This window comes from Sinomonas terricola, from assembly GCF_034931225.1.
Lineage (GTDB): Bacteria > Actinomycetota > Actinomycetes > Actinomycetales > Micrococcaceae > Sinomonas > Sinomonas terricola.
In genome coordinates this window covers 162,021-179,917 of record NZ_JAYGGQ010000005.1, presented here as the reverse complement: position 1 = coordinate 179,917, position 17,897 = coordinate 162,021, and the positions used below count along the sequence as shown (strand labels likewise).

Below are 17,897 nucleotides of genomic sequence, written 5' to 3'. Positions count from 1 at the left end.
ACGCCCCCGGTGGGGGGTGGGGTTAGGCGGTGGTGAGGGTTTCGGTTTCGGTGGTCTTGATCTGGGGGCGGGTCCGTTCGAGGGCGATGAAGGCGATGAAGCCGAGGCCGCAGCCGATGAACCAGGAGTAGTCGGAGATCCACTTGGCCTGGCCGATGAGGCTCGGGACGAGGCCGGACGCGATCGAGGGGACGCCGGCGATGACGGTGGCCCACACGGCGTTGGGATTGAAGCCGTTGACGAACCAGTACCGGCCGGTCGGGCTCATGGTGTACATCTCGTCGACCCAGACCTTCTGGCGGGAGATGACGAAGTAGCCGGCGATGAGGATCCCGAACAGGGGCCCGATAAGACCGCCGAGGATGCCCAAGGACCACTGGATCGCGGTCGGGTTCGAGTACCAGTTCCACGGGGTCAGCAGGACTGAGCCGACCGCGGCGATCATGCCGCCGGCGCGCCACGAGATCTTCTGCGGGTTCACGTGGGAGAAGTCGAAGGCGGGGGAGATGAAGTTGGCCACGATGTTGATCCCGACGGTCGCGGTCACGAAGGTCAGCCCGCCGAGGATGGTCGCGAACGGGGCGTCAATCCGGGAGACGGTCTCGATCGGGTCGGTGATGAGCTCGCCGAACACCGGAACCGTGGCGGAGGCGGTGATCACGGTCAGGAGCGAGAAGAAGAGGAAGTTCACGGGCAGGCCGAGGAAGTTGCCCTTCTTGACCTTGTCGAAGGACTTGGCATAGCGGGAGAAGTCGCCGAAGTTCAGCATCGGGCCGGAGAAGTAGGACACCACGAGGGCGATCGCGGAGAGCATGACCGGGATCGAGGCCCCGAAGTCCAGTGGCTTGCCCGTGGAGAGGTTCAGGGAGATGTGGTCCCATCCGGCCTTGGATACGAGATAGATCGCGAGGAGGACCATGACCACGTAGACCGCCGGGCCGGCCCAATCGACGAAGCGCTTGATCGCCTCCATGCCGTGCCAGAACACGAAGCCCTGGGCGACCCACAGGATCGCGTACGCGATGTACCCGAGCGGGGAAAGCCCGAGGAAGCCGTGTTCATTGACCGCGAGCGGGGCCAGCGACGGCCAGAACTTGAGCATCACGATCACCAGGGACTGGGAGGCCAGGTAGGTCTGCACCCCGTACCAGGCGATCGCAATGGAGCCGCGGATGATGGCCGGGATGTTCGCACCCTTGACCCCGAAGATCGCCCGGTTGATCACCGGGTACGGCACGCCGGTGACCTGGCTTGGCTTGGCCACAAGGTTGCAGAAGAGCTGCACGATCACGATCCCGACGACGAGTGCGACGAGCACTTGCCAGGAGGCGAGCCCGAGGGCAAAAAGGCTGCCCGCCGTCAGATACCCGCCGACGCTGTGAACATCGGACATCCAGAACGCGAAGATGTTGTACGAACCCCAATGCTGATCCTCCAACGGCACGAGGTCCTTATTCGAAAGACGCGGATCGCGCTCGGCGACGGCCTCTGCCGCGACAGGGGGTGTGGAGGTGGACATATCGGTCCCGCCTTCCGGGAAGAGGAGGGGGTGTTAAGCGGCTGCTTAACACCCTTCAAAGTTAGAAGTGCGGATCGCCGATGCCGTTTCACTCGTGTAACGAGTGTGTGAAACCGTGGGAGGGCGCGCGGCCAGAGGGCCTGAGACCGCGACGCTTGGGGGGAAGAAGGGAGCCGGGGGATGCAGGACGACATGGCGCAGGGCGTCGGCGCACGGCTCCGCGCGCTCCGCGAATCCACCGGCGTGAGCTTGCGGGGCCTCGCGAAGGCCCTCGGCATCAGCCCGAGCGCCGTCTCGCAGATCGAGCGAGGGCACCTCCAGCCGTCGCTCGGACGCGTCATCGCCATGACCGAAGCCCTCGGGGTCCCCCTGACGTCTGCCTTCGCCCCCGGCCGCCTCCCCCCTGGCGCGATCGTGCGTGCGGAGGGCGTCGTCGTCGCCCGCTCGGGGGACAATCGCGCCGTCCCGGTCCGCGGCGGAGTGACCATCCGGCGTCTCACGCCGCGCCCCGTCGACGGCGTCGAATTCTTCGAGTCCGTCTACCCTCCCGGCTCCGCGTCCAACGCCGGGGCCCCGGTCCAGCACGAGGGACTCGAGCTCGGGACCGTGACCTCCGGGGAGCTCACCGTGGAGCTCGGATCCGAGACCCTGACGCTGTGCGCCGGGGACTCGATCTCCTTCCCGAGCACCACGCCGCACCTGCTCTCGAACCGCTCCTCTGTCAACGCCGTCGCGACGTGGATCATCCTGCATCCCCCGGGCGGAGTTCCGCGGACGCCCCAGGGCGACGACGACCCTTCGCTTGTCAGCCCCCACGAGTAGGGTGAGGCGTATGGTGACGCTCGATCGGCGGCAGAGACCGAATCCGCGCCGGAAGCCCGCCCGGCCCGAGCTGAGCCCTGCCGACGCGGAGCGTGCCGCAGGCCTCCGGAGCATGAAGACGATCGCGCTGAGCCTGCTCGTCGCGATGGCCGTCGTGTTCGCGGTCGCGTTTGCCCTGCAGGCGCAGTACCCCTGGCTCCAGTACATCCGGGCGGCCGCGGAAGGCGGCATGGTCGGCGCCCTCGCGGACTGGTTCGCCGTCACCGCGCTCTTTCGGCATCCGATGGGGATCAAGATCCCGCACACCGCGATCATCCCGCGCCGCAAGGACCAAATCGGCACGGCCCTGAGCGATTTCGTCGAGGACAACTTCCTCTCGGCCGACGTCGTGCGCGCCAAGCTGGACTCGGCGGACATCGCGCGCAAGGCTGGCGCGTGGCTCGCGACCCCGGCGGGGGCCGAGCGGATCGCGAAGGAGGGCGCCGCCGTCGTCCGCGGAGCGTTCACCGTCCTTAATGACGACGACGTCCAGGCGGTCATCGAGGGGCTCGTCCGCAAGCATCTGCTCACCCCGCCGTGGGGGCCGCCCCTCGGGCGGCTCGCCGAGCGCGTGTTCGAGGCAGGGCATCACCACCGTCTCGTGGACCTCCTCGTGGACCGCGCTGCCGAGTGGGTGGCAGGGAACTACTCGACCGTCTCGCGGCTCGTGACCGATCGCTCCCCGTCCTGGGTGCCGAACTTCGCGAATGAGCTCGTGGGGGACAAGGTCTACATCGAGCTCTCGAAGTTCGTCGCAGCGGTGCAGTCGGACCAGAACCACCAGGTGCGCAAGTCGATCGACAAGTACCTCACTGACCTCGCGCGGGATCTCCAATTCGACCCGGCGATGATCGCGCGGGCCGAGAACATCAAGGGCCAGATCCTCGGCGACCCCGAAGTCCGCGACCTCGCGCGCCGCACGTGGACGACCATCAAGCACGCGCTCCTCGACGCCGTCAACGATCCGCACAGCGAGCTCTACCAGCGCTTCACGACGGCGGTGCGCGACTTCGGCGCGCGGCTCGTCGCCGAGGACGAGCTCGCGGGGAAGGTCAACGCGTGGATCGGCGACGCCGCGGGCTACATCGTCTCGACGTACCGCTCTGACATCGCGGGGGTCATCGAGGACACCATCGCCCGGTGGGACGCCGAGGAGACCTCGCAGAAGATCGAGCTCCAAGTGGGGCGCGATCTCCAGTACATCCGACTCAACGGAACCATCGTCGGAGCCCTGGCTGGGCTCCTCATCTACGCCGTGGCCCACGCGGTCTTCGGCGGGTGAGCCGTCCCCCTCTCGAGGGCTGGATCTCATTATCTTGACAGTATCGTCTAGTCGTTGACCTTTTATCTGTCGAAGTTAGAAACTGGTTTTGCGTGCGCGCGCATCCCCATTTTCAACATTCCGATGAAGGGACAGGGATGGTCATGGCCGAAGAGCCGACTGGCCGTCACGAGCTCGACGAGCTCATAGCAGGCGCCGCCGCACTCGGCGCCCTCGCAGGCAACGAAGAGGTATTCCGGGCCGCCGTGGACGCGTTCCGCGCGGAAGACGGCGAATCGATGGCCGGCCTTCTGGCCCGGCATCAGCTGGCGGAGCAATGCGAGATCATCTGCCGGTGGCTGCGCAGCAAGGAAACTGTGCTGCTCTGCCTCGAACTCGCGGGACCGCCCACCGAAGAAGTCTCCGGCGACGCGTTCGGATTCGCACAGGTCGTCGCAAAGATCGCAGCCGACGAAGAATTGATCGAACTTCTTGCGAGGGCCGTAACGGAACGCAGCCGCGAATCCTGGGACGAACTCGTCAAGCAGGCCGACGCCGCACGATTCAGCCACGAGCTGTGCCATTGGGCCTCGGCCGTCCATTACCGCCTCGTGTGCGAGGTCGTGTGCAACCCGAAGCCGGTCGTCGCACGGCAGAGCCTCGTCGCCGAGCTCGGCGCCGCGGGACGTGCCATCGGCGCCCTCGCGGCCGACCGGGAGCTCTTCGCCGAGGCGGAGAAGGCCGTCATCGCGGATCGGTGCCTCGGGCTCCAGGACGTCCTCGAACGGGCCGCCCTCGGCCCGTGGTGTCGACTCGTGTGCGAGTGGTTCTGCAGCTGGCGGTGCTTCCTGCGGTGCATCGAGCTGTGCCGGCGGTTCCCGCTCGCGGCACCGGAATCGCCGATCGGGGAGATGCTCGAGTTCGCACGGGCGACGGCGGCACTCCCCCAGGCGGGCATCGAACGTCTCGCGGCGGCGGCCCTTCGTGGGGACGCCGAACTGGTTGGCGAATTGGCCAAGGAGTTCGGCTACGAGCGCTTCTGCCTCCAGTTCTGCCACTGGGTGTGCCTCCTGCGGTGCACGCGGTTCTGCTTCTGCGTGTGCCCGCCGCGCAACCTCGGCATCTTCACGAAGATCGGCGCGCTGCACTACGCAACCGACGTCCACAGCGCCGCTGGGAACACGGGCCTGACCGTCGCCGACGCACGCGCCTTCTACTCGACGCTGCGGCTCAACGGCGGGCTCTCTCTCGTCGACGGCGCGCCGCTCGTCGAGTACCGCTTCGAGACGGTCAATACCAACTCGGACGGCAGCACGCTCGCGGACGGCACACCGATCCTCCCGACCTCCTGGCAGCCCGTCGTGCCGGCGCAGATCGCGGCGACGGAGATCGGGGTGTTCGAGCGACCCATTGCGGGCCCGCCCTTCTTCGAGGAGATCCGCGTCGTCGTCAATGGCACGAATCCCGCGGACTACAACATCACGCCGAGCCCCGACGGCTGGATCAAGGTCCCGCCGATGTTCCCCGTGCCGCCCATGGTGCCTGTCCCCGATCCGAACTGGCGCTTCTACCCGGGCGACGCGCTTATCAACTTCATGACGACGACGCTGCCCTACACCGCGTCGGTCGACGAGACGGGCGTCGTCGCGGGCGCCTCGGCCAACGCGCCGCTCATGACGGACGTCCACTACGGGATCCGCATGCGGCTGCGCAATCAGGGAACGAGCGGCTCGGGCGCCGAGGCCGGGACGTGCCCGCACATCGCGATCAACAACACGTTGTACAACAACGTCTCGCACCACCCGTACTGGCCCGGCGGGCTGTTCGGGGCGTCGAACGAACTCGCGGTCTCGGACATCGGCATCGAGGAGCTGCGGGTCAACCCGTGCTCGACGCTCTCGGATTCGCTCACGGTCAAGTTCACGGCCGCGCATTCGCACCTCGGGAGCGTGTCCGCCGAGCTTCAGGGCCCGGGCGGCCCGTTTGCGTTCACGCTCGTGCCGGACGCGGGATCGACGGCTGGCCAGAACCTCTACGGCAACGCGGTGCCCGCGGGCGGGTGGTCCTTCGGGTCGCTCGCCCCGTGTGCGTACCTGCTGAGCCTGAGCGTCGAGGTCCTGCTCACCACCGGCGACAGTGTTCCCTACCCGCCGCTCACCGACTACATCGCGTTCTGCAAGAAGTAGCCGGAGCGAGCCTCACCGGCAGGCCGATCGCAGTTCCCTCCTCGCACGCAAGTCCGCTTGAAGAGAACTTCACAGCGAGCAGGGGACTGCGATCGGCCGGGACGGGGACTCCCGACGACGCCTTGGGGCCTCCTGACACTACGGAGATTCAGGGTGCAGCCGAGCGCGCCGCTCCTCGATCTCGCGTTCGACCTCCTGCTCGGGCGACTCCCTCGGCCGCATGGCGAGCGGAGCCGCGCCGACGGGATGCGCAGGCGGCAGGGCTACCGGCGCAGGGCCGAAGGCAATCCGCGTGGACCGCACGACGGCCCGGCCCATCGCGAGGTTGCCCATTCCCCCGATCACCGCGCCGATGCCGAAGGGAAGGGCCCGCCCAAGGAACGCCCCGGTCTGCTTGCGCAGGAGCCACTTGAAGAATCGGTCTTGGACCTGACGCTGGATGAGCCGTGCCGCGGGGCCCGGGATCGACCGATTGATGGCGGCGCCCCATGCGGCGCGCGGATCCCCGCCGTGGCCGAGCGCGTGTCGCGTCAAGGCGCCGAGGAGGGCCGTTCCCTCCTCGCCCAGCATGATCGCCATGACCGTAGTGCGGGCGCGCTCCGGGTCTTCGAGATGGACGCCGTGCAGCTCCGCGACCGAGGCCGCGTAGAGGGCCGTGGCCTCGAGGAAGCCCACGGTCGCGGCGGCGGACAGCCCGAGCGACGTCACCGTGCCGATGCCCGGGACGGCGGCGCTCCCGCCGACGGCGGCTCCGGTTCCTCCGACGGCGGCGAGGTAGTTGCGCTCAAGCCGGCGGCTGAGCTCGGCGGCCGTCTCGTACGGGTGCTGGCGTTGCATGCGGCGGAGATTGGCGAGGACGAGGGGGCGTTGGACGTCGACGGCTCGCAGGAGCATGCGCTGGAGGCCCGGCCGCGCGCGGCCTTCCCGATCGAGGATGGCGCTGCGTGCGCCGTCCTGGGCGATGCGGAGGGCAGAGTTCTTCCTCGCCATGGTTCCAGCCTAGCCAGCGGCGGACGAAGCGCGCCGCTCAGGGGATCCCTGCCCTCAGCGCTGCGCCCTCAGGACATAGTGCGAGAGGAACACAGACACATCCGCGATCTCCCTCGTCCCGATGCGGTGCCCCATGCCCGGATAGGTCCGCGCCGTGAGGCGCGTGTGGGCGTCGAGCCATGCGGAGGTCGCCGCGACGGCGTCGGGATGGATCACGAGATCCTCGGGGTCGCGGCCCCAGAAGAACGGAGGCGGCTCGGGGAGGCTCTCCGTGAGCGAGAGGAGCTCGCTTTCGAGGATGAAGCCAGAGAGGCCGACGACTGCGGAGAACGCCTCGGGCTTGAGGCGCATGAGGGTGCTCGCGAGGGCCATGCCCTGGGAGAAGCCGAGGAGCGCGACGCTCGAATGCGAGCCCCGGACGGTGTTCACCCAGGCCTGGACCGCCGTCGTCGTCGCCATGACCTCCGCGAAGTCGTTGGCGAGGAAGTAGTCGAGGAGGAACCACCCGCGGTCTCCGCCCACGTCGAGCGGCGCCCGCGGGGCTGCGAGCGTGAACTCGGGCGGAAGGCCGCGCGCGGCGACGAGGATCGACTCGGGGTTGCTTCCGTAGCCGTGGAGGAGGACGACGAGCGGGGTCCCCTCGCGCTCGCCCTCAGGGCGGGACCACACGGCGTCGACCGGGCGCACTGACATGGGCGCGAGTCTAGCGGGGGCCGGATGTTTGGAGCGCCGCTGGGCGGGGTAACGAAGCATCCACAGGGTGTGAACCCGGGCGCCCTGAATATCCCACTGACAGATTAGGAGCGGATCATGCGCATTGGTTCATCGATCGTCCTCATCGCGCTGGGCGCCGTCCTGTCCTTCGCGCTCACGCCGGGGCTCATTCCGTACGTCAACCAGGTGATCATCGGCTACATCTTCATGGCCGTCGGAGTGATCGGTCTCATCGTGTCCCTCATCATGGCTTCGTCTCACCGGACGGTCGTGCACCGGCAAGAGCCGGACGTCCGAGAGTACTGACCTGAGAGGCACCTTGAGAGCCCAAGAGCCCGGCCCGCGCCGGGCTCTTCCCATGCCCGCAGACCCCATTCTGCGTTTATGTTGGAACCCGTTGACAAAGCAACATAAACACAGATAGAGTCAATGAATCAAAGCTTGATGTGATGGGGACCACACCTCGAGGGTGAGGGCCACAAGGACAAGGACGTTCGATGCAGATGTTCGCCGAGGAGCGCCAGAGGCTCGTCGCCGCGCGGGTTGCGGAAGCCGGCCGCGTGAGCGTCACCGAGCTGGCCGAGCGGTTCGCCGTCACGACCGAGACCGTCCGCCGGGACCTCGCGGCCCTCGAGCAGGCAGGCGTGCTGCGCCGCGTGCACGGCGGCGCCGTCCCGGCCGACGACGTCTCGACCACCGAGACCACGCTCTCCGAGCGTCTCGTGCAGCACCTCCCCGAGAAGCTCCTCATCGCCGAAGCCGCCGCACAGCTCATCGCGGCCAGCCGGCCCGGCAGCATCCTCGTCGACGCGGGCAGCTCGACCGAGGCCCTCGTGGACGCCCTCCTGCGGATGCGCCCCTCAGGATCGAACGGCGCGCAGGGGGCCGAACAGCACATCATCACGAACGCGCTGCCGATCGCCGACAAGCTCGCGGCAAGCCCGGGGCACGCCGTCCACCTCCTCGGCGGCCGCATCCGCGGGCTCACGAAGGCGGCCGTCGGGCCCGAGACGATCGCCGCCGTCGAACGCCTGCGCCCGGACCTCGCCGTCATCGGCACGAACGGCGTGCACGCGGCCTTCGGGCTCAGCACGCCGGACACAGAGGAGGCCGCGGTAAAGGCCGCGTTTGTCCGTGCGGCGCGTCGCGTCGTCGTCCTCGCCGATGCGAGCAAACTGGGCGTCGAGACGCTCGTGCAGTTCGCGCGGCTCGATCAGCTCGACTCGCTCGTCACCAATGCCGATCCACAGCCGGATCTGGCAGCAGCCCTGGACCAGGCAGGAGTGGAAGTTGTGAAGGCAGTGAATCCATGATCGTGACCCTGACCGCGAACCCGAGCCTCGACCGCACGGTCGAGCTCGGCGGGCCGCTCCTCCGTGGAGAGGTGCAGCGCGCCGTCGCCGTGCGGCAGGAATCCGGCGGGAAGGGCGTCAACGTCTCCCGCGCGCTCGTGGCCTCGGGCCTCGACACCATCGCAGTCCTCCCAGGAGACCCCGCCGACCCCGTGCTCGCGGGACTCGAGGCCACCTCCGTCCCGTTCGCGGCCCTCCCCATCGGCCAGGCGCTCCGCTCGAACGTGACGCTCACCGAGCCCGGCGGCGTGACGACCAAGGTCAACGAGCCGGGCCCCGAGCTCGACGGCGACCAGCGGGAGCAGCTCCTCACGCTCTTGGTCAAGGAATCAAGCGGGGCGACGTGGGTCGTCCTCGCGGGGTCCCTCCCGCCCGGCATCCCGACCGACTTCTACACGACCGCGTCCGAGCGCCTGCGCGCCGAATTCGGCGCCGCGGCGCCGAAGATCGCGATCGATTCGTCCGGCGCGCCGCTCGCGGCCTCCCTCGGCGGGCGCCCGGACCTCCTCAAGCCCAACGCGGACGAGCTTGCCGAGCTCGCCGCGCTCGTAGGCCTCCCCGACGTCGGTACCCCGGCGGAACTCGAGGCCTCGCCGGAGCGGGCGGCCACCGCCGCGCGCTCGCTCGTGGAAGCGGGGGTCGGCGCCGTCCTCGCGACCCTCGGCGCGAAGGGAGCCGTCCTCGTGACGGCCGACGGCGCGTGGTTCGCCGCACACGCCCCCATCAAAGCCGTCAGCACCGTCGGTGCCGGCGACTCCTCGTTGGCCGGGTACCTCCTGGCCGACATCTCCGGAGCGGACGCCGAAGGCCGCCTCCGCCAGGCAGTCGCGCATGGCGCGGCCGCCGCCTCCCTGCCCGGGTCAACCGTCCCGGCAGTCAACCAGACCGACCCCTCCGCCGTGACCATCACGGCTCTCACGAAGGACTGACCATGACCGAACTCATCAGCCCTGAGCTCGTCCTCTTGGACGTCGCGCTCGGCAGCACTTCGGCCGACGTGATTCGCAAGCTCGCAGAAACCGTGGCCAATGCCGGCCGCGCGACGGCCGCCGAAGGCCTGTTCGCCGACGCCTACGCCCGCGAGCAGAAGACGTCGACCGGCGTCCCCGGGGGTATCGCGATCCCCCACTGCCGCTCGGAAGCGGTGACGGTCCCGTCCCTCGCGATGGCCCGCCTCTCGCAGCCCGTGGACTTCGGAGCCAAGGACGGCCCCGCCGATGTCGTCTTCTTCATCGCCGCCCCGTCCGGCGCCGACCAGGAGCACCTCAAGCTCCTCGCGAAGCTCGCCCGCAGCCTCATCAAGAAGGACTTCACGGCATCGCTCCGCGAGGCCCGCACCCCGCAGGAAGTCGTGGACCTCGTCAACGAGGCCCTGGGTCTCGGCGAAACCGCGGCCGCCTCGGCCGAAGCAGCCGCGCCTGAGCCCGCAGCAGCCCCCACGCACGCACGCCGCCAGCTCGTCGTCGCCGTGACCGCGTGCCCGACCGGCATCGCGCACACCTATATGGCCGCCGACTCGCTCGTCGCCGCGGGCAAGGAGAGCGGCATCGACGTCATCGTCGAGACCCAGGGCTCGGCCGGCGCGACGCCCATCCCGCAGACCGTCATCGACACCGCGGACGCGGTCGTGTTCGCCGTCGAGGTCGACGTCCGCGGCAAGGAGCGCTTCGCGGGCAAGCCGTACGTGCAGTCCCCGGTCAAGCGGGCCATCGACGAACCGCTCGTCATGCTCCACGAGGCACTCGCCGTCGCATCCGACCCGAACGGACGCCGCCTCGTCGCCGCGGGCGGACCGGCCGCGGCTGCCGAGCCCGAGGGCCGCGAATCCGTGGGCGGCAAGCTCAAGCGCGTGCTCCTCACCGGTGTCAGCTACATGATCCCGTTCGTCGCAGCCGGCGGTCTCCTCATCGCCCTCGGCTTCCTCCTCGGCGGCTACGACATCACGAAGTACGCGGACACGATCGTCATCAAGAACAACGTGTTCAACCTGCCGACCGAGTTCGGCCCGCAGGCGTGGGGCCCGCTCGGGGCCTACCTGGGCGCGGTGCTGTTCAAGATCGGTGCCCTCTCGATCGGCTTCCTCGTGCCAGCCCTCGCGGGCTACATCGGCTACGCGCTCGCCGACCGGCCCGGCATCGCCCCCGGCTTCACGGCGGGTGCCGTGGCAGGGTTCATGGGTGCGGGCTTCCTCGGCGGCATCGTCGGCGGCCTCCTCGCCGGGTACACGGCGCACTGGCTCGGCTCGCTCTCGGCCCCGCGCTGGCTCCGTGGCCTCATGCCCGTCGCGATCATCCCGCTCCTGGCCTCGATCATCGCGTCCGGCCTCATGTTCGTGGTCCTCGGCGGCCCGATCGCGTTCGTCACCAAGGCCCTCAACGACTGGCTCTCGGGCATGTCCGGCGCCGCGGCTGTCGTCCTCGGCATCATCCTCGGCCTCATGATGTGCTTCGACCTCGGCGGCCCGGTCAACAAGGTTGCGTACTCGTTCGCCGTCGCCGGCCTCGGCGCCGCATCTGCCACCAACGCTGCGCCGTACCACATCATGGCAGCCGTCATGGCTGCCGGGATGGTCCCGCCGCTCGCGATGGCCCTCGCGACCGTCCTCGACAAGAAGACGTTCAACGCGGCCGAGCACGAGAACGGCAAGGCCGCGTGGCTCCTCGGCGCTTCGTTCATCTCCGAAGGCGCGATCCCGTTCGCCGCTGCCGACCCGTTCCGCATCATCCCGGCCTCGATGGTCGGCGGTGCTGTGACGGGCGCGCTCAGCATGGCGTTCAACGCGGGCTCGAAGGCTCCGCACGGCGGCATCTTCGTCTTCTTCGCGATCGACAACTTCATCATGTGGGTTGTTTCGATTGCGGTGGGCGTTGTCGTCACGGCTCTGGCAACGATCGGGCTCAAGCGCTACGTTGGGCGGAAGGCCCCCGTGGCCGTCGAAGCTGAGCCTGTCGCCGCATAGTCGCGGAGAAAGTTCGAGGTCGAAGATGCAGCAGTTTCACGGTGTGGGTGTGACGCCTGGACGAGTGGTGGGGCCGGTTCGGCAGATGCCGGCCCCCGTCCGGGAGCCGCACGCGAACGTGGCGATGCCGGCGGGGGTGACGGTCGAGTCGGAGACCGAACGCATCAAGGCCGCGTCCAAGGCGGTCCAGACTGAGCTCAGGGCCCGCGCGGCCGCGGCGACCGGGGACGCGAAGAGCGTCCTCGAGGCCACTGCGCTCATGGCCTCGGACCCCATGCTCGTCAAGGGCGCCGTGAAACTGCTCCATCCCGAGGCCGACGGCGGCCCCCGCACCGCCGAGCGCGCGGTGTGGGAGTCCGGGGCTGCTGTCGCCGAAAAACTCCGGGGACTCGGCGGCTACATGGCCGAACGCGCCGCGGACGTCCTGGACGTGCGGGGGCGGATCGTCGCCGAACTGCGCGGCCTTCCCGCCCCCGGCGTCCCCACGTCCGACGTCCCGTTCGTTCTGACCGCCGAGGACCTCGCCCCCGCTGACACCGCGACCCTGGACCCCTCGAAGGTCCTCGCACTTGTCACCTCGGGTGGTGGCCCGCAGTCGCACACCGCGATCCTCGCCCGCGCGCTCGGCCTGCCTGCAGTCGTGGCAGCCGAGGGCGTTGACGAGATCCCGGACGGAACCGAGGTCTTTGTCGACGGTGCGGCCGGAAGGATCCTCACGGATCCTGCACAGGCTGAACGAGATGCCGCAGCAGCGTGGGCCGCCCAGGCGACGGCCCTCGCAAGCTTCGCCGGGGACAATCGCCTCGCCGACGGCCACCCCGTGCCGCTGCTCGCCAACGTGGCAACCGGCGCTGATGCAGCGAAGGCCGCCGCCGCCGGCGCCGAGGGCGTCGGATTGCTGCGCACCGAATTCGCGTTCCTAGACCGCGATACCGAACCCGCCCACGACGAGCAGGTTGCCGCGTACGGCGCTGTGTTCGAGCACTTCGCCGGCAAGAAGGTCGTCATCCGCACCCTCGACGCAGGTGCTGACAAGCCCCTCCCGTTCCTGACCGACACCCAAGAGCCGAATCCGGCTCTCGGCGTGCGCGGGTACCGAACCGATGCAGCATCCCCCGGCGTGCTGGCCCGCCAGCTCGCGGCGATCGCTCAAGCCGCCAAGGAGCATGAGGCAGACGTCTGGGTCATGGCACCCATGGTGTCGACCCCCGACGAGGCCGCCGCCTTCACGGACATGGCGCACAGCGCGGGGCTCAAGACCGCGGGCGTCATGGTCGAGGTTCCCTCCGCCGCCCTCACGGCCTCCCACATCCTCGCGAACACAGACTTCGCGTCCCTTGGCACCAACGACCTCACCCAATACACGATGGCCGCCGACCGGATGCTCGGCCCCCTCGCGACCCTCAACGACCCCTGGCAGCCAGCCGTCCTGCACTTGGTCAAGGCCACCTGCGACGGCGCGACCACGGCACGCGCCGCTACCGGCGCCCCCAAGTCTGTGGGCGTGTGCGGCGAGGCCGCCGCCGACCCAGGCCTCGCCGTCGTCCTTGCCGGGCTCGGAGTCACGACACTCTCGATGACGCCCCGAGCCCTGCCCGCCGTCGCCCACGTCTTGGCCACTGTCACGATGGCCCAGGCCCAGGATCTCGCACGCCAGGCGCTCGCCGCTCCGAGTGCCGAAGCCGCGCGTCAGGCTGTGCGAGCCGCGCTGCCCATCCTCGACGAGCTCGGCCTCTGAACCATCCGCGTCACGAACAGAACAGAAGAGAACAGAAGGAGAGAAGCCTCCATGGCTGAACGTACCGCGACCATCGGCTCCCGAGTCGGCCTCCACGCCCGCCCCGCCGCGATCTTTGCCGAAGCCGCCGGCGAATACGACTTCGAGATCACCATCGCCAAAGAAGGCGAGCCCGCCGACGAGGCCATGGACGCCTCCAGCATCCTCTCCCTCATGTCCCTCGGCGCCGAATACGGCCAGAAGGTCATCCTCCGCGCCGACCACCCCGACGCCGACACCGCCCTCGACCACCTCGCCACCGTCCTCGAAACCGACCACGACGCCGAATAGCTCAGCGCACCTTCTAGTTGCGCCGTCACCTCCGCAGGGCCTGACTCGGAATTGGCCACGCATCGTGCGGGATCTGGCCACCCGTTGAGGACGCGTGGCCAGATCCCGCACGACGCGTGGCCAGATCCCGCACCTCGCTGATGTGACGGCGCAACTGCTTTCGGGACGCGACGCCTATCGGACGTCTCAGTCCTGGACGGCGATGCCGAGGTGCTCGGCCAGGGCCTCGGCGAGCTCAGCCGCCTGGAAGGGGCTCACGATCGCGCCGCGCAAGCCCTCGATTCCGCCGATCCGGCCGATTCGCGAGCCGCGCAGGTCCACGTGCGCGAGCTCCGCCCCAGTCACGTCGAGGGAATCGATCGTGCAGCCGTCGAAGGCGACGCGCGCCGCGTTCGCACGGCCGAGGTCGAGCTCCTCGATGACGCAGTCCTCGAAGAGCACGTCTGCGAGCTTCGCGCCGCGCAGGTTCACGAAGCCGAGCTTGCAGCCGCGCACGAGGGTGCCGTCCCACGCGCCGTCGTACAGCTCGGCCGAGCCGATCCGCGAGCCCTCGATCTCGGCGTCGCGGAAGCGCGAGCGCTGCGCCGAGAGGACGGGCGCGCTCAGCCGCTCCATGCGGGTCTCGACGAATGAGGCACCCGTGAGATCAGCGTTGTGCAACGAGACATCCCGCAGCAGGCATTCGACGAACGTGATCCCCGCGAGCCCGCGGTCGGCGAGGTCTGCGCCGTCGAACGCGAGGCCTTCGATTCGCGCGCCTGCCTCGACGTCGCCGGCGAAGCCTGCCTCAAGACGGTCGAGGCGGAGCTCGCTCAGGCGCGGCCGGGTGCTCTCTTTGCGGGGGCTCATCTGCCGATCCTAGCGGGGCGCATCTAAGCTGAGCCCGTGAGAATCGCTGTGCTCGATGACTATCAGGGCGTCGCGGCCTCCTACGCGAACTGGGATTCGCTTGGCGCGGACGTCACCTTCTTCCCGGAGCATGTGGGGCACGACGACGACGGCGTGGTCGCCGCGTTGGCGGGCTACGACGTCGTCGTCGCGATGCGCGAGCGGACCCCGCTCACGGCGGCGCGTCTCGCCCAACTTCCCGAGCTCAAGCTCATCGTCTCGACCGGGCGGCGCAACGCGTCGATCGACCTCAAGGCGACCGCCGCGCGCGGCATTACGGTGTGCCACACGGGCTACGTGCCCGCACCCGCCGCCGAGCACACGTGGGCGCTCATCCACGCGGCGACGCGGCGGCTCGACATCGAGCTCGGGGCGATCCGCTCGGGCGGCTGGCAGACCACCGTCGGGCGCGGGCTCGAGGGCGCGCGGCTCGGGGTGCTCGGGCTTGGGAACCTCGGCTCGCGTGTCGCGAAGGTCGGGCTCGCGTTCGGGATGGACGTGGTCGCGTGGAGCCAGAACCTCACCGACGAGCGTGCGGCCGAGGTCGGCGTGCGGCGGGTCTCGCGGGACGAGTTCTTCGCGACCGTCGACATCCTGACGATCCACCTCGTGCTCTCCAAGCGCACGCGCGGCCTCGTCGGGGCGGCCGAGCTCGGGCTCATGAAGCCGGACGCGATCCTTGTCAATACCTCGCGGGGACCGATCATCGACGAGGCCGCGCTCCTCGGCGCGCTGCGCGCCGGGCGGCTCGGGCTCGCGGCGCTCGACGTGTTCGACGTCGAGCCTCTCCCCCTGGACCATCCGCTGCGCTCCACGCCCCGCACGGTGCTCACGCCACACATCGGCTACGTGACGCGCGAGCAGTACGAGGTGTTCTACCGGGACGCCGTCGAGGACATCGCGGCGTTCGCGGCCGGTTCGCCGGTGCGGGTCATGGAGCTCCCTCCGACGATTGTCAGCCCTTCGGGCGGCGCCGCGGGCCCTGCTTGAGGCGAGCCGGCGCGATGTGGCTCAGCACGACAATGCCCTTGTACCGGCGGGACGGAATCGAGACGGCCTTGCCGCGCAGATTGTCGAGCAGCCCCTCCCGCACGACGCGCTCGGCGCGAAGCCACATGAACGGCGGGATGAAGCGCGTCGTCATCCCCATGCGCTCGTGGAACTCGGTGTGGACGAACCCAGGGCACAACGCGGTCACCAGCACGCCGTCGCGCTTGTAGTGCATGTTGGCCCAGCGGCTGAACGCGAGCGTCCACGCCTTCGCCGCCGAATAGCTGCCGCGCGGCACAAATGCGGCCACCGACGAGACGTTGATGATGCGGCCCTCACGGCGTTCGGTCATCGAGCGGAGCGCGGCGTGGCAGAGGCTCATTGTTGCCTCGACGTGGAGGCGCAGGTGGCGCACCTCGTCCTCGAGCGGGTTTCGGTCGAAGTCGTGCAGGAGGCCGATTCCGGCGTTGTTCACGAGGATTCCCACCGGGCGAGCGGAGTCGGAAACGCGGCCGACGACGGCGGCCAGCTCGTCTGCGTCGGTCAGGTCCGCGGGGAGCACCTCGACGTCGACGCCGGAGCGGGAGCGCAGCTCGACGGCGAAGCGCTCGAGTCGCGAGCGGTCGCGCGCCACGAGCACGAGCGCGTGACCTTGGGCCGCGAGTTGACGCGCGAACTCGGCACCAAGGCCGGAGCTCGCGCCCGTGATGAGCGCCGTCGTCATACGCCCCAGCCTAGCCTCGCGGGCTGAGCCCCGGCTGGCTTTGTCGAACAAACACAAATCTGGACGCACGGTGAGGCGCCTCGGTGCCGATGATCTGTAGGAACCCACCAAATCCGGCTTGGCGGTCTTGACCGCTCCGTGAGCGCCGAAAAAGTACGTCAAGAGGAATACTTAATTCCATGGACCGCATTGCTATCACCGGATTCGGGGCCGTCAGCCCCCTCGGGACCGACGCGCCGTCGACCTGGGAAGCCCTCCGCGAGGGCCGGTCCGGCGTGTCCCGCCTCGAAGCGGACTGGGCCACGGACCTGCCGACGCGAATCGCCGCGACCGTGCCCGACGCCTTTGCAGAATCGCTCGCCATCCGCGAGATCAAGCGGCTTGACCGCTGCGAGCAGTTCACGCTCGTCGCCGGGCGCGAGGCCTGGGCCATGGCCGGCACGCCGGAGGTTCCGGGCGAGCGGCTCGGCGTCGTCGTCGGCACCGGCATCGGCGGGATCACGACGACCATCGCGCAGGAGCACGTCCTCGAGGACTCGGGCCCGCGCCGCGTCTCGCCGCACACGGTCACAATGCTCATGGGGAATGGCCCCGCGGCGTGGCTTTCAATCGACCTCGGTGCGCGGGCCGGGGCTCGGACGCCCACGAGCGCATGCGCTTCCGGCGCGGAAGCCCTCGCGATGGGCCGCGAGATGATCCTTGCAGGTTCCGCGGACATCGTTGTCGCCGGAGGAAGCGAGGCCGCGATCACGGGCCTCACCCTCGCCGCGTTCGGCCAGATCCGGGCGCTCTCCAAGCGCAATGACGATCCCGAGGCTGCGTCCCGGCCGTTCGACGCCGACCGCGACGGCTTTGTGCTCGGCGAGGGAGCGGCGCTGCTTGTGCTCGAACGCGAGTCGCACGCGCGCGCCCGCGGTGCCGACATCCTCGCGTACCTCGACGGCGCGGCCGTGACCTCGGACGCGTTCGACATCGTCGGCGCCGACCCGTCGAACCAGGCCCGCACCATGAGGCTCGCACTGCGGGCCGCGGACCTCGCTCCCGGCGACATCGACTTCGTCCACGCCCACGCGACGTCGACCCCCACGGGTGACGTCAACGAGTCCGACGCCCTCGCCGAGACCGGCATCCACGCCCCCGTGACCTCGACGAAGTCCATGACGGGCCACCTCCTCGGCGCTTCCGGCTCGCTCAGCGCGATCGCGTCGATCATGGCGCTCCGAGAGGGCGTCGTGCCGCCGACCACCAACATCGGCACGCTCGATCCCGCCATCAAGGTCGACGTCGTCGCGAACGTCAAGCGCGAGGCCCCCCTCCGCGCGGCGATCGTGAACTCGTTCGGCTTCGGGGGGCACAACGCGGCGCTCGTGCTGAGCAAGGCGTAG

At 69.4% G+C, this 17,897-nt stretch carries 16 protein-coding genes; 11 read left to right on the top strand and 5 right to left on the bottom strand.

Going from position 1 to position 17,897, the window contains the following annotated elements:
* Positions 1-22: 22 nt before the first annotated feature.
* Positions 23-1,519: an NCS1 family nucleobase:cation symporter-1 gene (locus SPF06_RS08970; protein ID WP_323278694.1), complete on the bottom strand. Its 1,497-nt coding sequence runs from the start codon at positions 1,517-1,519 to the stop codon at positions 23-25.
* A gap of 180 nt (positions 1,520-1,699) precedes the next feature.
* Here SPF06_RS08970 and SPF06_RS08965 point away from each other — a divergent pair, with 180 nt between their 5' ends.
* The 3 genes from SPF06_RS08965 to SPF06_RS08955 all read left to right on the top strand — a co-directional run bounded on the left by SPF06_RS08965 (position 1,700) and on the right by SPF06_RS08955 (position 5,827).
* Complete coding sequence (locus tag SPF06_RS08965; RefSeq protein ID WP_323278693.1) at positions 1,700-2,341, top strand: helix-turn-helix domain-containing protein; 642 nt, start codon at positions 1,700-1,702, stop codon at positions 2,339-2,341.
* A gap of 10 nt (positions 2,342-2,351) precedes the next feature.
* Positions 2,352-3,662, top strand: coding sequence for a DUF445 domain-containing protein (locus SPF06_RS08960; RefSeq protein ID WP_323278692.1), 1,311 nt, complete (start codon positions 2,352-2,354; stop codon positions 3,660-3,662).
* A 143-nt stretch (positions 3,663-3,805) separates the two neighbouring features.
* Positions 3,806-5,827 carry a hypothetical protein gene (locus tag SPF06_RS08955; protein ID WP_323278690.1) on the top strand — a complete coding sequence of 674 codons (2,022 nt, stop codon included), beginning with the start codon at positions 3,806-3,808 and terminating at the stop codon, positions 5,825-5,827.
* A 138-nt stretch (positions 5,828-5,965) separates the two neighbouring features.
* Here the strand turns inward: SPF06_RS08955 and SPF06_RS08950 are convergent, their stop codons facing one another.
* Together SPF06_RS08950 and SPF06_RS08945 are read right to left on the bottom strand one after the other, a co-directional pair.
* A complete protein-coding gene (locus SPF06_RS08950) occupies positions 5,966-6,817 on the bottom strand; it encodes a hypothetical protein (protein ID WP_323278689.1) in 852 nt (283 codons plus the stop codon).
* 54 nt (positions 6,818-6,871) lie between these two features.
* Complete coding sequence (locus SPF06_RS08945) at positions 6,872-7,510, bottom strand: alpha/beta hydrolase (RefSeq protein ID WP_323278688.1); 639 nt, start codon at positions 7,508-7,510, stop codon at positions 6,872-6,874.
* Between the two features lie 117 nt (positions 7,511-7,627).
* On the opposite strand from SPF06_RS08945, the gene SPF06_RS08940 reads away from it, so the two are divergent.
* The 6 genes from SPF06_RS08940 to SPF06_RS08915 all read left to right on the top strand — a co-directional run bounded on the left by SPF06_RS08940 (position 7,628) and on the right by SPF06_RS08915 (position 13,910).
* Positions 7,628-7,837 (top strand): hypothetical protein, encoded by a 210-nt coding sequence (locus tag SPF06_RS08940; RefSeq protein ID WP_323278687.1) that lies wholly within the window; start codon positions 7,628-7,630, stop codon positions 7,835-7,837.
* Positions 7,838-8,034: 197 nt separating this feature from the next.
* Positions 8,035-8,844: a DeoR/GlpR family DNA-binding transcription regulator gene (locus tag SPF06_RS08935; RefSeq protein ID WP_323278772.1), complete on the top strand. Its 810-nt coding sequence runs from the start codon at positions 8,035-8,037 to the stop codon at positions 8,842-8,844.
* Entirely contained in the window at positions 8,841-9,812 is a 972-nt protein-coding gene (locus SPF06_RS08930; protein ID WP_323278686.1) for a 1-phosphofructokinase family hexose kinase, read from the top strand. The genes SPF06_RS08935 and SPF06_RS08930 overlap by 4 nt, the downstream gene beginning before the upstream one ends.
* 2 nt (positions 9,813-9,814) lie before the next feature.
* Complete coding sequence (locus tag SPF06_RS08925; RefSeq protein WP_323278685.1) at positions 9,815-11,842, top strand: PTS fructose transporter subunit IIABC; 2,028 nt, start codon at positions 9,815-9,817, stop codon at positions 11,840-11,842.
* 25 nt (positions 11,843-11,867) lie between these two features.
* Entirely contained in the window at positions 11,868-13,580 is a 1,713-nt protein-coding gene (gene ptsP / locus SPF06_RS08920) for a phosphoenolpyruvate--protein phosphotransferase (protein ID WP_323278684.1), read from the top strand.
* A 51-nt stretch (positions 13,581-13,631) separates the two neighbouring features.
* Positions 13,632-13,910 (top strand): HPr family phosphocarrier protein, encoded by a 279-nt coding sequence (locus tag SPF06_RS08915; RefSeq protein ID WP_323277429.1) that lies wholly within the window; start codon positions 13,632-13,634, stop codon positions 13,908-13,910.
* 186 nt (positions 13,911-14,096) lie between these two features.
* Here SPF06_RS08915 and SPF06_RS08910 read toward each other — a convergent pair whose 3' ends face one another.
* Positions 14,097-14,759, bottom strand: coding sequence for a pentapeptide repeat-containing protein (locus tag SPF06_RS08910; RefSeq protein ID WP_323278683.1), 663 nt, complete (start codon positions 14,757-14,759; stop codon positions 14,097-14,099).
* Positions 14,760-14,795: 36 nt separating this feature from the next.
* Between SPF06_RS08910 and SPF06_RS08905 the strand changes: the two genes are divergently transcribed.
* Positions 14,796-15,788 carry a D-2-hydroxyacid dehydrogenase family protein gene (locus tag SPF06_RS08905; RefSeq protein ID WP_323278682.1) on the top strand — a complete coding sequence of 331 codons (993 nt, stop codon included), beginning with the start codon at positions 14,796-14,798 and terminating at the stop codon, positions 15,786-15,788.
* Here SPF06_RS08905 and SPF06_RS08900 read toward each other — a convergent pair.
* Positions 15,754-16,512, bottom strand: a complete 759-nt coding sequence (locus tag SPF06_RS08900; RefSeq protein WP_323278681.1) for an SDR family NAD(P)-dependent oxidoreductase — start codon at positions 16,510-16,512, stop codon at positions 15,754-15,756. The genes SPF06_RS08905 and SPF06_RS08900 overlap by 35 nt on opposite strands.
* Before the next feature lie 179 nt (positions 16,513-16,691).
* Between SPF06_RS08900 and SPF06_RS08895 the strand changes: the two genes are divergently transcribed.
* Positions 16,692-17,897, top strand: coding sequence for a beta-ketoacyl-[acyl-carrier-protein] synthase family protein (locus SPF06_RS08895; RefSeq protein ID WP_323278680.1), 1,206 nt, complete (start codon positions 16,692-16,694; stop codon positions 17,895-17,897).